General features: G+C 47.8%; 15 protein-coding genes. 9 read left to right on the top strand and 6 right to left on the bottom strand.

Going from position 1 to position 17119, the window contains the following annotated elements; genetic code table 11:
* Positions 1–7 precede the first annotated feature (7 nt).
* The 3 genes from DXT99_RS02815 to DXT99_RS02825 all read right to left on the bottom strand — a co-directional run bounded on the left by DXT99_RS02815 (position 8) and on the right by DXT99_RS02825 (position 1981).
* A complete protein-coding gene (locus tag DXT99_RS02815; RefSeq protein WP_115564007.1) occupies positions 8–706 on the bottom strand; it encodes a CPBP family intramembrane glutamic endopeptidase in 699 nt (232 codons plus the stop codon).
* 125 nt (positions 707–831) lie between these two features.
* Positions 832–1269: an acyl-CoA thioesterase gene (locus tag DXT99_RS02820; protein WP_246000419.1), complete on the bottom strand. Its 438-nt coding sequence runs from the start codon at positions 1267–1269 to the stop codon at positions 832–834.
* A gap of 274 nt (positions 1270–1543) precedes the next feature.
* Positions 1544–1981, bottom strand: coding sequence for a nucleoside deaminase (locus tag DXT99_RS02825; protein WP_115564008.1), 438 nt, complete (start codon positions 1979–1981; stop codon positions 1544–1546).
* A gap of 503 nt (positions 1982–2484) precedes the next feature.
* Between DXT99_RS02825 and DXT99_RS02830 the strand changes: the two genes are divergently transcribed.
* The 6 genes from DXT99_RS02830 (at position 2485) to DXT99_RS02855 (ending at position 8677) form a co-directional block, all read left to right on the top strand.
* Positions 2485–3291: a phospholipase A gene (locus DXT99_RS02830; RefSeq protein WP_181885006.1), complete on the top strand. Its 807-nt coding sequence runs from the start codon at positions 2485–2487 to the stop codon at positions 3289–3291.
* Between the two features lie 180 nt (positions 3292–3471).
* Positions 3472–3681, top strand: a complete 210-nt coding sequence (locus tag DXT99_RS02835) for a response regulator transcription factor (RefSeq protein ID WP_181885007.1) — start codon at positions 3472–3474, stop codon at positions 3679–3681.
* 253 nt (positions 3682–3934) lie between these two features.
* A complete protein-coding gene (locus tag DXT99_RS02840; protein ID WP_115564011.1) occupies positions 3935–4618 on the top strand; it encodes a peptide-methionine (S)-S-oxide reductase MsrA in 684 nt (227 codons plus the stop codon).
* Between the two features lie 264 nt (positions 4619–4882).
* Positions 4883–6520 (top strand): alpha-amylase family protein, encoded by a 1638-nt coding sequence (locus tag DXT99_RS02845; RefSeq protein WP_115564012.1) that lies wholly within the window; start codon positions 4883–4885, stop codon positions 6518–6520.
* A gap of 45 nt (positions 6521–6565) precedes the next feature.
* A complete protein-coding gene (locus tag DXT99_RS02850; protein ID WP_115564013.1) occupies positions 6566–8170 on the top strand; it encodes an alpha-amylase family glycosyl hydrolase in 1605 nt (534 codons plus the stop codon).
* A 30-nt stretch (positions 8171–8200) separates the two neighbouring features.
* Positions 8201–8677, top strand: coding sequence for a DinB family protein (locus DXT99_RS02855; protein WP_181885008.1), 477 nt, complete (start codon positions 8201–8203; stop codon positions 8675–8677).
* A gap of 154 nt (positions 8678–8831) precedes the next feature.
* Here the strand turns inward: DXT99_RS02855 and DXT99_RS02860 are convergent, their stop codons facing one another.
* Positions 8832–9113 carry a hypothetical protein gene (locus DXT99_RS02860; protein ID WP_115564015.1) on the bottom strand — a complete coding sequence of 94 codons (282 nt, stop codon included), beginning with the start codon at positions 9111–9113 and terminating at the stop codon, positions 8832–8834.
* A gap of 511 nt (positions 9114–9624) precedes the next feature.
* Here DXT99_RS02860 and DXT99_RS02865 point away from each other — a divergent pair.
* Complete coding sequence (locus DXT99_RS02865; RefSeq protein ID WP_115564016.1) at positions 9625–10353, top strand: DUF4397 domain-containing protein; 729 nt, start codon at positions 9625–9627, stop codon at positions 10351–10353.
* Positions 10354–10638: 285 nt separating this feature from the next.
* Positions 10639–11457 (top strand): membrane or secreted protein, encoded by an 819-nt coding sequence (locus DXT99_RS26945; protein WP_181885009.1) that lies wholly within the window; start codon positions 10639–10641, stop codon positions 11455–11457.
* Positions 11458–11476: 19 nt separating this feature from the next.
* On the opposite strand, the gene DXT99_RS02875 is transcribed toward DXT99_RS26945, so the two are convergent.
* Entirely contained in the window at positions 11477–12400 is a 924-nt protein-coding gene (locus DXT99_RS02875; RefSeq protein ID WP_115564017.1) for a lytic transglycosylase domain-containing protein, read from the bottom strand.
* A gap of 424 nt (positions 12401–12824) precedes the next feature.
* Positions 12825–13910: a hypothetical protein gene (locus DXT99_RS02880; RefSeq protein ID WP_115564018.1), complete on the bottom strand. Its 1086-nt coding sequence runs from the start codon at positions 13908–13910 to the stop codon at positions 12825–12827.
* Between the two features lie 515 nt (positions 13911–14425).
* Here DXT99_RS02880 and hrpB point away from each other — a divergent pair.
* Complete coding sequence (hrpB, locus tag DXT99_RS02885) at positions 14426–16978, top strand: ATP-dependent helicase HrpB (protein ID WP_115564133.1); 2553 nt, start codon at positions 14426–14428, stop codon at positions 16976–16978.
* The last annotated feature ends 141 nt before the right edge of the window (positions 16979–17119 follow it).

Genomic DNA, 17119 nt, shown 5'->3' on the forward strand with positions numbered 1-17119 from the left:
GTATAATTCAGGAATGGCGTGAAAATTTAACAGGGCGAGTTTGCTGCATGAGGAGCACGATAAGAAATACGGCGAACGCCAGAACCGGCAGCTGTAGGTAAAACATGCTCTCTAAATTACTCAGGTAGCGGGTGTGTACAGACGTGACCGCTGAAAAAAGGCTGCCACCCTGTTTGTTAAAGATGATTTGATCAATAAAATTCCAGCCCCAGTGCAAACCTATCGGAAAAGCCAGTGAACCTGTTCTTGAGTAGGCATAAGCAAACATAAGTCCCCAGAGGCCGGTGCTCACAAACACCCAAATCATCACAACAGGGTTACCCAGCACTCCGAAAGTAAACCAGTGGTAAACACCGAAGGCAGCTGCACTAACAAGGTTTGCCTTTTTCTCCCCCATTAACGTAATGGCTTTATACAGAAAGTATCCCCTGAAAAGCAGTTCCTCGAATAAAACAGATTGGAAGGTGCTGTACAGGCCCTCAAACAAGAACCCACGACCTGTGTCAGGAACAGGCTCCCAACTGAAGTTGGCTATAAAAGACAGGAGATAACTTAAGGTTACGGCCAGGCACAGCGTAGCCAGAAAGCCCAGCAGCAACTGCAGCACCCTTAAAAGCGAAGGACTCAGCCCTAAAACGGCAAGGCTTTTATGCTCGAGTCGCAGCAGCCCCCAGAAAGCAAAAAGTATTACTACATTGCCCAACATATCTTGAGAGGCTTTTATATATGCAGCATGCCCTAAAGCAGCGGTAGCTGCTTTAGGGCATGCTGCATATTGTCAGGAGGGAACGAATGTCTTATACCCTTAAACCTCGTCTGCACAGACCGGTTTTAGGCACGTATTTCCTCGAAGTCGATGCTTTTTGGCAGGGTAGCAAATTTTTCAACAAGCTCAGCAGGAAGCACTGTCAGTTTTCGCTTCTCTACATCTAACCAGGCACCATCCACAGTAACCACGGCAGCCCTAACACCATCCTCCCGGTATACGATGTGGCGTATCGACCAGCGGGACCCGTCAGGACGGCTCTTGGTTAATTCTATAGTTACCTTTATCTTTTCATTGATTCCTACTTCACGCAGGTAAACAAGCTCTTCACGAAAAAGTATGGGTCCTACCTTCAATTCCTGAAAAGTTTTGAAGTCAAGGCCGAGGCTGTCCAGGACGGAAATACGGGCTTGTGCGGCAAAGTCAGCATAGGCTGAATGGCGCATGTGCATATTAACGTCCAGGTGAGACCACATTACTTTACCTTCGTAAACATTGTTCATTGTATTAGCTATTATATTCGTATTTGAGATACCATGAAAGAGCCCAAAGCGTCTCGTTCATTTCAATACTGCTTTGAGCAAAAAGGTGCCCAATTCTTTTATTACCAGGATTGCACGCCAAATATAGAATAATCCACTTAAAGAGCAGCGATTTGTTTTCCAGTACAATGGTTTTTTAAAGCAGCCACTGAAACAGATAACATACCATTGGCGCTTTTATGCAAGCGCAAATCACGTGCCCCCTCTGCATTTGATGGTTTTTTATATCTGATATTTATACACCGATGTCCTCATTCCAGAGGGCCGGCTTTTCATCTATAAACTTTTGCATGAGATCATAGCAGGCACTATCATTCACAACAACCACTTCTACTCCTTTTGAACGCAATAAATCTTCTTCTCCCAAAAATGTCTTGTTTTCTCCTATCACCACTTTAGGGATTCCATACAAGAGTATGGTACCCGAGCACATAGAGCACGGGGAAAGTGTTGTATAGATGGTGCATTCTTTATAGACAGAGGCTGGTTGTCTGCCGGCATTTTCAAGGGCATCCATTTCACCATGCAGCACCACACTTCCATTCTGAACACGCTTATTATGGCCTTTGCCAATTATTCTGCCCTGGTGCACCAGTACCGAGCCGATAGGAATACCTCCTTCAGCATACCCCTTTTGCGCCTCATCAAAAGCAACTTGTAGAAATTCGTCCATACTAAATTTATTAGGTTCAGAAGATTTGCAATTTACCCTTCAAAGCTAAAGTTTAAAGTGCAGGTTTCCTCTTCTCATACAGTTTTGTTTCAGGCTATCATTCAGGCTACATCGTGTTGAAGTTAGAAAAGAGTAAAAATTCTGGCTCAATTTTAAAATTCCGAAGGTAAGCCAGATCATCGCTATGTCCACGTATGCCATGTTTTACAAGAAGCTCCCCTGAGTTAAATATTCATAATTTTAAATTAAGGAATTTTAACGACAAAGGTTATGGGTATTTAAATTAATTCACCGGAAACCGGCTTTTTACACATCTGCTACAGACGCCTTCCACTAACGTATGAACCTACCTGTATGCTGCAAAACTGGAAAGATTTAGCCCAGCAACCTTAACGTAACGGGCAGAGTATTTACAAAGCAGCAGACACCCTCTATTATACAACTTAAGCGGCGGCTCGCTTTAATGGCAGCATCTCCAAATTAACAGCAGCATGATAAAACACATGAGGTTCCTATGCCTCCTTATAATCATTTTTTCAGCTAAAACAGGATATGGGCAACGAATCAGCAGAGATTCGGCCACGCAGATACTAAAATTAACGCCTGCATTCACTATTTACAGGGACAACTATATAGTAACCGGAACCACACCAACAGAGGTACCGACAGGTGAAAATTCGGACATCAAATATCAGATTAGCTTTAAGCACCGGCTCACAGATGCGAGCCTGCCCTGGAATTCATACCTGTTTCTAACTTATACTCAAAAAGCTTTCTGGGATATCTATTCATGGTCCAGCCCGTTTGATGAAATAAACTTCAACCCTGGCTTAGGCTTAGGCAAACTGCTTTTCAGAAACGGAGAACTGCTAGGGTCTTTAGCGCTTCAGATAGAGCATGAGTCAAATGGGCGGGATAGTACCCAGTCCAGAAGCTGGAATTTTGTCTCTGGCAGCTATACCATGCTCATCACTCCTAAATCTGTCGTGCAGCTTAAGGCATGGCTTCCTTTCTTTTACAAAAGTGACAATCCGGACCTGATAGACTATGTTGGCTATACACAGGCAATGTATATACTGGAAATCAAAAAGGACAAGTTAATCCTGGATGTTCTGGGCAGGAAGGGCGCTCTTGGCTGGAAGGGAAACATACAGGCACAGCTAAATTATAGACCAACCAATTCCGGAAATGCATTTATCACTTTACAATGGTATCATGGATACGCCGAAAGCCTGATTGACTATCAGAAAAAAACCAATATGCTCCGATTAGGAATTAGTGTAAAGCCCTTCAATTACCTGTTCTACTGAGGGATACAAAAATATTATAGAGTACTTCTCTGCCTATAGGTCTCTTTTTAATTCCTGGGAGGTGCCACTCATAAAAATCACCACAACTGGGTATTGCCCTTGTTATAATGTCATTAGATATTTGATTATTGAATAAATCTGAAAGGCAGTGGTGACATAAGTATTAAAATGACTTTTTTTATGAAAGCAAATTTACAAATCCTTAGCTGGCGGGAGTGCTCTATGATAGCCTATTTAGCGGATGGCTATACCAACAAGCAGATTGGAGAAAAATTTAACCTGAGCGAGGATGATGTGCAGGAATACCTGCAGAAAATGATGAAGAAAAAGGGGTTTAACCATTCCTATCAGCTAATCAGCTGGGCTTACCTGGATGGTGTGTTGAAGTAAAAATGCTTCCTTTCCTGTCCTTTTTTTTATAAATCAGCATACCCTCTCTTCTTACCCGCAGGAGACAGTATGGCTGCCTGTTGTTAAGGTAGCTTTTCCAAAGCACTTAATTCCTCCAATACAAGGGTATTTAACGCAATACTGCAGTTTACTATCCTCGTTATATTCACAAAAGCCCTGATGTAACGCTTGTTACATAATATGCTCATCTCCCCTTTCACAAAAGCCTGCTTTTTGCGTACTTCAGTTATTGATGCCTGATAAACGCTTAATTAAACCACCCCTGGACCTGGCCGCTCCTGAGCAAACAGTGATGGCTACCTTCTCTATGGGTTGCTTCTGGAGCCCTGATGCTCTTTTTGGGAGTGTGGAGGCTGTGGTACGCACGCGGGTAGGCTATGCAGGCGGCACCTCAGCAAATCCTACCTATTGGACCCTGGCAGATCACATTGAGACGCTGCAACTGGAGTATGACCCAGCCAAAACAAATTACAGTGAGCTACTGCAGCTGTTTTTCTCCAGTCATAAAGCAACCCGTGCCCCCTGGAAGAGGCAATATATGTCTGCCATGTTTTATCATAACCCGGAACAGGAACAGCAGGCCCGGCAGGCTAAAGCACACTTGATGAAAACAACAGGAGAAAAAGTATTTACTGAAATATATCCTTTCGAGAAGTTTTACCTTGCTGAAGATCGGCACCAGAAGTACAAACTGCAGCGCCTGCCTGCTCTCCTGGAAGAGTTTCTGGAGATGTACCCAACCATCACTGACCTGACTCACTCTACAGCAGCAGCGCGTATTAACGGTTACCTGTACGGGTATGGCAACTTGCAAAACCTGGCGCATGAAATCGATCGCTTCGGCTTATCTCCTGCCGGCCAGAAAATATTATTTGACAACGCCAAAGCCCGCAGAACAATACGGTGCAGCAGCTAAGCTCACGCTTAGTAAATGTTTTATCTGTTGAGCTGTCAAGGCCGACTCAGAACCTCACCTTATGCCTTGCCGTTTCAGTTGATAACAGTGCTTTAGGCTGAACAGAAAGACAGGTATGGCAGGATATACCGGAAGATAAGCGTCTGTTCTTATCATGTTGCCAGACTTTTTTACCCTGCTTATCCTGTCTCATCTGCATTACTAGCCATTCAGCCTTTACATAGGCGGAAGCACTCTATGGTCAATGTTAAACAAAACTATCTAATGGATAAGCTTTGGTACAAAGAAGCAGTGTTCTATGCAGTAGACGTGGAAAGCTTTCAGGACGGAAACGGAGACGGTGTCGGTGACTTTAAGGGTCTTACAAGCCGCCTCGACTACCTGGGTGAACTCGGTATAAACTGCCTCTGGCTACTTCCGTTCTTCACTACTCCCAACCGCGACAACGGCTACGACGTCCGGGACTACTATTCCATTGATGCCCGACTCGGCAACCTGCACGATTTTTCCGAGTTTGTAGCGGCAGCCAGAGAGCGGAAGATACGCGTACTGATAGACCTGATTATTCACCACACATCCGATGAACATGCCTGGTTTCAGGCCGCCAGCACAGACCCAAGCTCTAAATTCCATCAATACTATGTATGGCAGGAAGATAAGCCAGTAGACGAAACAGAAAATGTATTTCCCGGGGAGGAGGACAGCGTGTGGACGTATGAGAAACGGGCAGGTGCTTATTATCATCACCAGTTTTATTCGTTTGAGCCTGACCTGAACGTGGCTAATCCCGAGGTACAGAAGGAGATTCTTTCTATCATAGAATTCTGGCTGGCCTTCGGCATTGACGGCTTCCGGGTGGATGCCGCCACTCATTTGCTAAGGAGCAAAGGCATTAAAGGAACTGCTGTTAAAAAACCTGCAGCTTTCCTGAAGAGCCTGCGCGAAGCTGCCACCAAAAAGAGCGATGCCACTATACTGTTGGCGGAAGCCGACGTAGAGCCCGAAAAGCTTGATTTTTACTATGGCAAGGGAAACCGCTTTAACATGCTTTTCAATTTCCTGCTGGATAACTATTTGTTCCTGGCACTGGCAAGAGAAGACGCCAAACCCATTGCTGATTACCTGAACCGGCCTATACCTCCGGCTGATTGCCAGTGGGCTAACTTTCTGCGCAACCTCGACGAGCTTGACCTGGAGCGCCTGACAGAGCAGGAGCGGCAGGATGTTTTCGATACGTTTGCACCGGAAGAGAACATGCGCATCTTTTTCCGCGGGATAAGAAGGCGAATGGCACCCATGCTGAATGGCGACAGGAAATACCTCGAACTGGCCTACAGTCTGCTCTTTACCATGCCTGGCTCCCCACTACTCGTGTATGGCGATGAGCTTGGCATGGGCGATAACCTGGACCTGCCGGGCCGTGCCAGTGTACGAACGCCTATGCAATGGACAAATGAAAACACAGGAGGCTTTTCTACTGCCCCGCTTGATAACCTCTTCAGAAAGCCTATCACAAAAGGGCCTTTCAGCGTGAAGAAAATCAACGTGGAATCACAGCGTCATGACTCGCTCTCTTTACTGAACTGGATGAAGCGCCTTATTATGATGCGAAAGAACTGCCTGGAAATAGGATGGGGAGCTCCCAAGGTGCTGATTTCGGACCAGCCCCAGGTACTCGTTCATTCATACGACTGGAAGGGCAACGTACTTGTTTTTGCGCATAACCTTTCTGCTAAACCCTGCCAGCTCTCGATTCATTCTAGGGAGTTCCACCTGCGCCAGTTCGTCGATATTTTCTCCGACGTTGACTATGAACCGACCAAAGAGGATACGACTCAGATAGAGCTGGGTGGACATGGCTACCGTTGGTTCAGGGTAAACCAACTGAAGACGAAACAGTAAGAAATAAGTAGGATAGTATGAACAGGAGCCAAAAATAATAAGCGGATGAAAGAAGAACAGAAGCAGCACCTTTGGTGGCAGACAGGCACAATATACCAGGTATACCCCAGGTCTTTTCAGGACAGCAACGAAGATGGAGTAGGCGATCTGAAGGGTATAACACAAAGGCTCGACTACCTGAAATGGCTGGGGATAGACGGCATCTGGGTCTCCCCCTTCTTCTCCTCCCCTATGGCCGACTTCGGCTACGACATCTCCGACTACTGCGGCATACACCCCCTGTTTGGTACCATGCAGGATTTCGATGAACTGCTACAGGAAACACATGCCCGGGACATGAAGCTGATCCTGGACCTGGTGCCAAACCATACATCAGACGAACACCCTTGGTTTCAGGAATCGCGTGCATCAAAAGACAACCCGAAGCGGGACTGGTATCTCTGGGAAGATGCCAAACCCGATGGTTCAGCACCGAATAACTGGCTCAGCGTTTTCGGGGGCAGTGCCTGGGAGTGGGACGAAAAAACACAGCAGTACTACTATCACGCCTTCCATATAAAGCAGCCCGACCTGAACTGGCGCAACCCAGAAGTGCAGGAGGCTATGCTGAACGTAATGCGTTTCTGGCTCGACAAAGGTGTGGACGGTTTCAGAGTGGATGTGATGTGGCACATGATAAAGGACAAACAACTGCGCGACAACCCGGTAAACCCAGATTATAATCCGCTGGAGCTACCCTACCGGCAGCTTTTCCCGACCTACTCCACCGACCAGCCGGAAGTGCATGACATTGTGCGTAAAATGCGCGATGTTCTGGATAGCTACAATGAGCGCATGATGATTGGAGAAATATACCTCCCCATTCACAAACTGGTGGCCTATTACGGAAGAGAAAATAAAGGCGCCCATCTTCCATTTAATTTCCAATTGCTCGCGCTGCCCTGGGACGCACAGCAGCTTGCTTCGGCTATAGATGAATATGAGGGCGCCCTGCCACAAGAGGGCTGGCCCAACTGGGTACTCAGCAACCACGATAAACCCCGCATCATCAGTAGAGTCGGGAAATCGCAGGCAAAAGTGGCGGCCATGCTGCTGCTAACGCTGCGTGGCACGCCTACTATTTACTATGGCGATGAGCTGGGGATGCGCGATGTTCCCATACCCGAGGAGGAAGTACAGGACCCACAGGGACTGAACATGCCGAAAATGAACCTGAGCCGTGACCCTGCCCGCACACCCATGCAATGGGACAGCAGTGCTAATGCTGGCTTCACCAACGGTAAGCCGTGGCTCCGGCTACCGGAAAATTTCCAGAAAGTGAACGTAGCGGCGCAAACAGATAACCCCTACTCCATGCTGTCTTTCTATAAAAAGCTGTTAAGCCTGCGCCAGCAAGAGCCTGCCCTGCATGTTGGCAGCTACGCCCCCGTACACGCCGACACCCAGATGATTGCCTACACCAGGCAGGCAGAGGGCACCTGCTTTTTGGTTGTTCTGAACCTGACCCACAGGCCCTGCTACTTTAAACCGGAACACCACACTTACAAGGGAACTATCCTGATCAGCACTTATATGGAGCGCGAAAGTACACCCGTAACAGGTGCCATTAACCTGAGTGGGGACGAGGGTATTATTGTGCGGCTGGATTAATGGATTGAAAACTCAAGAATGTTAACAGCTATGGAACAAGACAAACAGCTCCGCGAACAACTGGTAAAGCTTTTACGCGGTGGGCAGGCCTTTAAAACAAGAGATGAAATCTTGCAGGGTATCAGCTTGGAAGAGGCGGGCAAAAAAGCCGCTAACCTCCCGTATACCATCTGGCAGTTGCTCGAGCACCTGCGCATTGCCCAATGGGATATTCTGGAATTCAGCCGCAATCCGCAGCACCAGTCGCCGGAGTGGCCGGAGGGGTACTGGCCGCAGGAAAAAGCGCCAGCCAATGAGGCTGCTTTAAACAAAACACTGCACGCTATTACGACTGACCTCGAAGAGGTAATAAATTTAATACAGGATCCGGCCAATGATCTATTCGAGCCATTCCCACACGGCAACGGGCAGAACCTGCTTCGGGAAGCCATGCTCGTTGCCGAGCACAATGCCTACCACCTTGGGCAAATAGTAATAATAAGACGTCTGCTGGGAGAGTGGGAATAATCATTCAGTCAACCTGCGCCGCATGTGGCTGCAATATTGTTTTGCCAGGCTAATCCGATAAATACCACAAACGCTTCGGTCTTTAAAAAGGAAATGCTGTGTTATACACAGCATTTCTTAAATAATTTATTTATTTCTAATTGAGAGTGCAGCTTTAGTAGCTGTTTCTTCTTTTAGCCTGCTGCTCGAGCGCTTTTAATTCATATTCAGCGGCTTTCAGCCTGCTTTTGGCAGCTTTTTCTCTTTGTTTCGCTTCTTCCGCATACTGCTCAGCTTGCCTTACCTCCTGTTTCAAAGCCCTTACCTCCTGTTGCTGTGCAGCTACCGAAGGATCGTTTGATACGCTGTTGCCAGATAAAGCAGAGCAACTAAGCATAATGGGTAAGAACAAAGCCATTGTGCCGGATGCTATTGCTTTGCTTGTAATTAATTTCATAATATGTTATTTAGTTTAACATATATAAATACGGGTATAGTGTACAGGTTGTTTGTAATCAGGCTGCGGTGGCCCCTCAAATCAAATTGAAGCGTAGGGATTTGGGCGGTTCTAAGTCTGCATAATTTGTGCAAAAAATTCAACTTCTGGGCTGCACATTGTTATCATATATTCGAAAGTAAACATCATTTCAGACAGATTTACAACTCATTTGGCGCCTGTTTAATGAACGCCTTGATTAACTGTTCATAAGTAATTGCATCCATAATGGACAGGTTGAAGGACTGTGTCAATCATACGGGAGAACCTCCAACCAAAGCGCATCTCACCAGCCATTTCATATTCTCGCTCCTCTCAGACATAAATAAAATCAGAGCAATGCAACCATCCTGCTGTTTATTGGGGTCTATCCCATGTCAGCACAGTGTTAACTGAGGCATTTGTCAGCGTATAATGTGCTGGCAGAATTTACATGTTCTACTAATCCATCACACACTATTTACACACTATTATGAAAAAAAAATTAGGTAAGCTGTCTTTAAGTAAAGTTACAGTCCTTTTATGCAGTTTATTAATTATTTCTTTAACCTCATGTCTCGATGCGCAGGACTCAGATAATGATGTAGTACAGCCTGCAACTTATGTTGCCATTTACCATGGAGCACCCGATGCCCCTGAATTTGACATTTTTGTAGATAACAGCCGCATCAACAGCCAAGCCTTTAAGTACGCCAATTATTCAGATTATTTTAACTTCATAACGCCGGGAAACCATAGGCTGAAGTTTACGCCCGTCAACGCTTCAAACGCATTCATCGATACAGCTTTAACTTTTAGTGAAGGTAAAATATATTCCCTTTTTGCAGTAAACAGGCTGCAGAGTATAGAACTGCTGGCAGTAAAGGATAGCCTGATAATACCTGGTACTGGTGAGGCCGGTTTACGTGTGATACAGCTTTCTCCTGACGCCCCTGCCGTAGATATTGTCATGGTAAAGAATAACACCAGCACCTCCTTCACCACCAACCTGGACTTTAAAGAGACAACAGCTTTCCAAAAAGTAGCGTCAGGCACCCATACCATTCAGGTAAGAAGGGCAGAAAATCAGGAAGTTTTATTGTCTGTACCTAACATCACGTTAGAGTCTGCAAGAAATTATTCGTTTATCATCCGAGGATTTGCAACACCTCCCACCGGTAACTTAAATGTGCTGAGTTTGCAGGTAATCCGTAATCATTAAGTGATACTGCTTTAAATCCATTCAGGGTTATTTACAGGCCGCTTCTCTCGTGAGAGAGGCGGCCTGTCTTTTTGAATAGGGTTATTTAGCCCTCCCTCCTGCTATACCTGCGCCGTGATCGGCTCTCCGCTTCCTAAGCAAAGAAGCACAAGGTAATAGCGGCACCAACTCCATTCCCGCAATTTCGTTGTATCTTAAAGTTGAATTTGTGTATTTTTAGTACCTGCTATATCAGGTTTCACAAACGGAATTGAAAATAGTTCTTTAAAACCAACCTCTTAAGCGATGATAAAAAGAAAACTATTTGCCGGCAAAAGGATTTTTTCTCTGGGCTTACTGCTGCTGGTAGGCTTTACAACTCCACATCCGAACCAGGAAGCAGAAGCAGACGTAGCAGCACATGCTGTTGTGCAAGCCACTGACCTGGAAGGAGCCTGGCGCCTCATCGACCCGGTAGAGATAGAGCAGGCAGCCATCCCGAACGCCACCGCTGTGAAAATTATAGAAGACGGGCTTTTTTCTGTGGCTTATTATGATGAGACCGGAAAGAAATTCTTGGGTACCTACGGCGGCACTTATGAGGTTTCCAGAGGCAATATCTCCATGACATATGAGTTCAACACCTTCGACAGTACCGCAGTGGGGAAAACGGCGACAGGTGCTTATACTATTCTGAACGACAAATTAGGTATAGAGGGAATAAAAGGAGCACAGGCCACCGAAACATGGGAAAAGATACCAGTAAATAACGATGCTTCTCCCCTGGCAGGTGCCTGGCGCATACGTGCCCGCGAAAGGGACGGTCAAATGAGCCCCATGAACCCGGGGCCACGCAAAACGATTAAGATGCTATCAGACAATCGCTTTCAGTGGATAGCCTTTAATTCCGAAACAGCAGGCTTTTTTGGTACCGGAGGAGGCACCTATACCACTGAAAACGGCAAGTACACTGAAAATATCGAGTTCTTCTCCCGCGACTCCAGCAGGGTTGGTCAGCAATTGTCCTTCGACTTTGATGTAAAGGAAGGTGATTGGCACCACAGTGGCCTAAGCAGCACAGGTAACAAAATAAATGAAGTCTGGCACCGACAGAACAACCAATAACAATCCTCTACAGCTGCGACTACTTTGGTAGTTGCAGCACAAATTCTTTTCCCTCAGGTACTGTGAGATCGTAGCTCTTAATCCAGGGGTTATAGTAGCGCAGGGTTTTGTAGTTAATGCCTTGTTCCAGAGCAAAAGCAGGAAGATCGGGAATAGAAGTAGTGACCACTAAGGGTCGCGTAGGCAAAGGGTTATAGCCATGCTCCTCTGTAAAGTCAAAGCCATACTTTTGTGGATTTCCCAGCACCTCTTTCAGCGCCAGTATCCGGAACATATAGCGCGATGTTTCGTCGTTCAGGTATAAGTCATAGTAAGAATCTACTCCCTGCTTCTTAAGCGCTCTTGCGATGCCACCCATGCCCCGATTATAGGCGGCGGCGGCATTGGTCCAGGTGCCGAAGCGCTCTTTAGCTGTCTTGAGGTAGCGGATAGCTGCCAGTGTCGATTTCTCAACATGAAAGCGCTCGTCCACCTTCCCGTTTACAATCATTCCGTAGCCACGGGCGGTGTCTGGCATCAGCTGCCAGAAGCCTGCCGCACCGGCTGGCGATGTAACATGCCCGAAGAGACTTTCGGCAAGGGCCAGGTATACGAAATCCTCCGGCACGTCATTTTCCCGGAGCAGTCGTTTCATTTCAGGGATGTACCGCTGCATTCTTTTAAGGCCCATTAACGTTCTGTAGTGCGAATAGGTATTAATAAGAATCTCCTTATCCAGGCGTTCGGCTACATCGGGCATATGAAGTGGTACTGGCTCACCTGCAAAAGTAAGCGCATCAGGCAAAGCAGGAGGCCTGTAACCCTTTGCTGATGTAACGGCGTTTGTCTCAGCCTCAGAAGTGACTTCAGATTGCAGGGACGGGGGCTGCTGACTGCAAAGGTGCAACGAGAGTCCTATTATGACCGTTCCTACCCATCCGAATTTCCAATATTGCTTTGTCATACGCTCCTCCTATCAGTTTTATATTCCCCTTCAGTTGTATAACAGCTTTACAACTGTTTTATTCCTAAAGTTAGAAAAAAACAGCCGGGTATCGAAGGACCGTCATCCCAAAAGCAGTTTCATGAAGGGTTCATGTTCAGAAATACAGTAGTCTTATAAATGTATTATACCTGTATATCAGGACATTGTTATAAATGACAGCATAATTCACCTTTATCCAAAATAACCGGAAAACCACGCGATCAACTACTCTTCTTGGTTTACAAGGAAGAATGGGAGCGCAAAATATTCACTTCAGTATCAACGCTTCTACAAAAACAAAAACCTCCCTGCACACCACAGGAAGGTTTTTGTTTTTATCATTTCTTAGTAACGATACTTTGCCTGGCCTTGTAAAGGTGCCTAAAGCACTCGTACAGCCAACCTATCTTCCGAATGTCTCATTCTCCGGGAAAGGCATTTTACGTATCGTGTATTCTTGCTGCGGGGGTTGGGCACCTTCAAATAGTTTGTTCAGGTGTGCGTACAAAACAAATACCTCATCTCCATAGCCTGTGGCTGTAGTCGGGAAAACCGGGCCTGTCATAAAGCTGTTGTTCAACGTGCCTGTTTCCCAATTGTCCCCGCTCATAAAAGAAAGCACTCTACCCGAAGCCTCTCCACCTGCATTGTTCACCACTATCAGTTGCTCGCCATTCTGACTCAGCAGCAGCCCGTCCGGTGACTCAAGTGGGTCATTGAGCTGCACCTGGCTAATGGCATCAGGGTTGTTCAGCGGAATCTTGTAGATCGCATTTTCAACTGAAAAAGCCACCAGCAGAAAGCCTTCGGGGTGAAAAGCGATACCGTTGAAGCCGAAAGCACCTTCCGGAGTGGCAAAATCCTCGTCTTCGTAAAATACCGTAGCATTCCCCCATACATCAACCTTATAGATGATTGGAGAGAAACTGTCAGTAATATAAGCATTGCCCAGTTTATCTATGGTAATATCATTTGCGAAGTGTGGCATACCAGGGCGTAATGCTGCCAGGTCTACAAAATGCATCAGGGCACCCGTCTGTAGGTTATAAATGCCTAGCACCGCCGTCTGACCGGCTGTGCCTGGAGTAGAATTAGGAGTACCTCCCGGATCAGCACCAGCTACCAACACTCTACCTCTGGCCTCATCCACCTCCAACCCGATGGTGGAGATAAGGCGGTCATCCGTAATAAACGGCATATAATCTCCTTCATAGTTCACAACACCGATATTGCCTGAGGTAACAGAGGAAACCAGGAAACGCCGGTTGAGAGCATCGTGGCTAACCCCTTCAGGATAGAGCCCCGGACTAGTGAAGGTGATTGTTTCAGGAATGGCCTCGGCCTCCTCAATATCATCAATTACATCTTTGAAATCATCCCAAAACTCCTCAGGAGAACAGGAAATTGTGCCGAAGCATATCAGAAGAAAAAGCAGGTAGGAAAAACGCTTTCGCAGGAAAGAAGTTGGCGTTACGGATAATTGCTTCATAGTTAACTGAGGTTTTAAGTAAGTAATGAACAGGAAAATAAATCACACCTTGTAAAACAGATAAAATCACTGTCTTGATGAATCATTATGGTTAGGCCGACAGGAAATACAGTAACGTGTAAACGCTTCACCTTACTGCTAAACCATAAGTTATATAAGTATACTCCTACGGTCTCGGGAATAGCTAATTTACCTTAAGATTACTTAGTAAAGGTCCTCATTCACAAGGAGAAATGATGAGGTGAATAAGCGAATGCAAAGATTTTTCCCATTGCTCGTTCGAGTATAACAGGAGCATGAAAAAGAAAAAGCTATTATGAAATTTCAGACAGCGCATTATAATCAGCACTAGTCATATAATTTATACAGCCAATTTGCAGTATGCTAAATGTAGCAGCAACCATACTATATAATGATTTGGTATTCAGCACAAAGCGCAAACTAACTACTGTACCGCTAACCTGCTACGCTTTTACTTTATTACCATATATGCTTTAAAATAAAGAACTTTGGAGGTGAACTCTATTTCATTTGATTCAGTGCAGAACTTACCTGACTTACCCGTTAAAGAAGCGCTCCCCAGGCTGCTGTCCGCTTTGAACACCAGCTCCAGAGCAGTACTCGAAGCCCCGCCTGGTGCCGGCAAAACCACGCTTGTCCCCCTGGCACTGCTGGAGGCATCCTGGCTGAACAACGGGAAAATCATTATGCTGGAGCCCCGGCGCCTGGCTGCAAGAGCTGCAGCCCAGCGCATGTCTGATATTCTGGGCGAAACTACCGGCCAGACGGTTGGTTACTGGGTAAGGATGGAGCATGTGGTATCGGGCAAAACGAGAATTGAGGTGGTGACTGAGGCCATTCTCACACGTTTAATTCAGGATGACCCGGGCCTGGATGGTGTTGCTGCTATCATATTCGACGAGTTTCATGAACGTAGCCTGCAAGCTGATTTAGGCTTAGCCCTGGCGCTGGATGCCCAGGCTGTTTTGCGGCCGGACCTGCGCCTGCTGGTGATGAGTGCCACACTCGATGCTGCCTCCGTAGGCAAGTGGCTGGATGCGCCAGTTATCCGGAGCGAAGGCCGCCAGTATCCGGTAGAAACGTTTTACCTGCAGCCAGCAGAGGTGGCCGCCGCGGGTAACCGCCACATGGAACGGCTGGCCAATCTCGTGCCCAAATCAGTACGGCAGGCATTGGCGGCAGACACCGAAGGCGATGTGCTGGTTTTTTTGCCAGGTAAAGGGGAAATACGGAAAGTAGCCCAGCAATTAGAAGGCAAATTGCCACCCGCAACCGACCTGCATTTACTGCACGGTGAACTGACTCTATCTAAACAACTGGCGGCCATTCACCCGGCTCCCAAAGGAAAACGCAAAGTGGTCCTGACCACCAGCATAGCCGAGACGAGCTTAACCATTGAGGGCATTACCATAGTGGTGGACGGAGGCTATGCAAGGGTACCGAAATTTGTTCCCCGCACCGGCCTCACCACCTTAGCAACCATTCCGGTTTCCAGTGCCGCAGCCGATCAGCGACGTGGGCGGGCGGGCCGGCTGGAGCCGGGCGTTTGCTATCGCCTGTGGTCCGCGGCCGATCAATTGCAACTCCCGGACAGGCAGGCACCGGAAATATGCGAAGCTGATTTGACAGGCTTCGTACTGGAACTCGCGCTTTGGGGTGCAAAAGATGCCGCTGCGCTGAAGTGGCTGGACACGCCTCCTGCTGCGGCCATGTCTCTGGCGCGTGATCTGCTGCAACGTTTGGGAGCTGTTGACCAGGCTGGCAAACCCACCCGCCATGGCAAAGCTTTAGCCTCACTGGGTGTACACCCCAGACTGGGCCACCTGGTGATGCGAGGCCAGCAAGCAGGTTCTGGGAATACTGCCTGCGCGCTGGCTTCCCTCCTCTCTGAACGGGACATGCTCAAGCCAATGCAGCTCAACTGGCAGGAGCCGTTGCCGGACCTGCAGTTGCGCCTCGAGATCCTGGCAGGAAAACGCCCTCCTACTCCGGGCTATGTGATAGATGAAAATGCACTGCGGCGGGTGCGTGAACAGGAACAGAACCTGCGGCAGCGCTTGCGGATATCAGAAAACAGACTAAACACAGACCCTGCCGGCTTACTTACGGCCCTCGCTTACCCAGACCGGCTGGCACAGCGGGAATCGTCCGGACGGGTACGGCTGATAACAGGCCAGCGGGCACTCTTGCAGACGGAGCTGTTCGGTGAAGCCGAGTTTTATGGTGTGGCGCACCTCGACTTAGGAAAGCAAGCGCGGGTGTTGCTGGCGGCACCAATAGCAAAGTCCGAAATTATTGAGCATTTCTCTGATCAGCTGGAAGAGTTACAGGAGGTGCGTTGGGATGCTGCTACCGAACGGGTAGTCGCGCGACAGATTGTACGTTTGGGTGCGCTGGTACTGGAAGAATCCACACAACCGAAACCCGTTCCGGAGCTTGTTGCGCAGGCGCTGCTACAGGGTTTACAGGAGAAAGGCGTGTCCCGGTTGCCGTGGTCGGATGAAGCCCGGCGTACGCGGCAGCGGCTTGCCTTTCTGCACCAGCTGGACCCAGACTCCTGGCCGGATACGTCGGATGCTGCCTTGGCCACCACCATGGAAATGTGGCTGCTACCGCACCTGGCAGGCCTGCGCACTATGGAGCAGGTAGCCCGCCTCGATTTTAACGAGATACTGCTGTCTGACCTGTCGTGGGAGCAGCGGCAGGAAATGGATCGGCTGGCCCCCACGCACCTGGAGGTGCCCAGTGGTTCACGTATAGCCGTTAATTATTCAGATACCGCTGCTCCCGTGCTAGCTGTGCGGCTTCAGGAAGTGTTCGGAATGCTGGATACCCCCACCATTGGGAGCGGCAAAGTACCACTGCTCCTCCACCTCCTCTCTCCTGCCTCGCGCCCGGTGCAGGTAACCCGGGATCTGCGCAGCTTCTGGAGCACCGGTTACTTTGATGTCCGTAAGGACCTGCGCGGCCGCTATCCCAAACACCACTGGCCTGAAGACCCGCTTTCAGCCCCGCCAACAAGAGGTACGAAGCGAAGGCCGAAGTAAGTAGAGAGAGTAAAGATAGGGGCACAAGGTTATCAGAAGCTATCTGTATGCTGCCTTCACCTCCATCAAACTCACTTTAAGATTTGCACAAAAAATCTGTTTTTATCAAAATGCCGTAACATATATATAAGGCTTTTACCA

Source organism: Pontibacter diazotrophicus, from assembly GCF_003367245.1.
Classification (GTDB): Bacteria; Bacteroidota; Bacteroidia; order Cytophagales; family Hymenobacteraceae; genus Pontibacter; species Pontibacter diazotrophicus.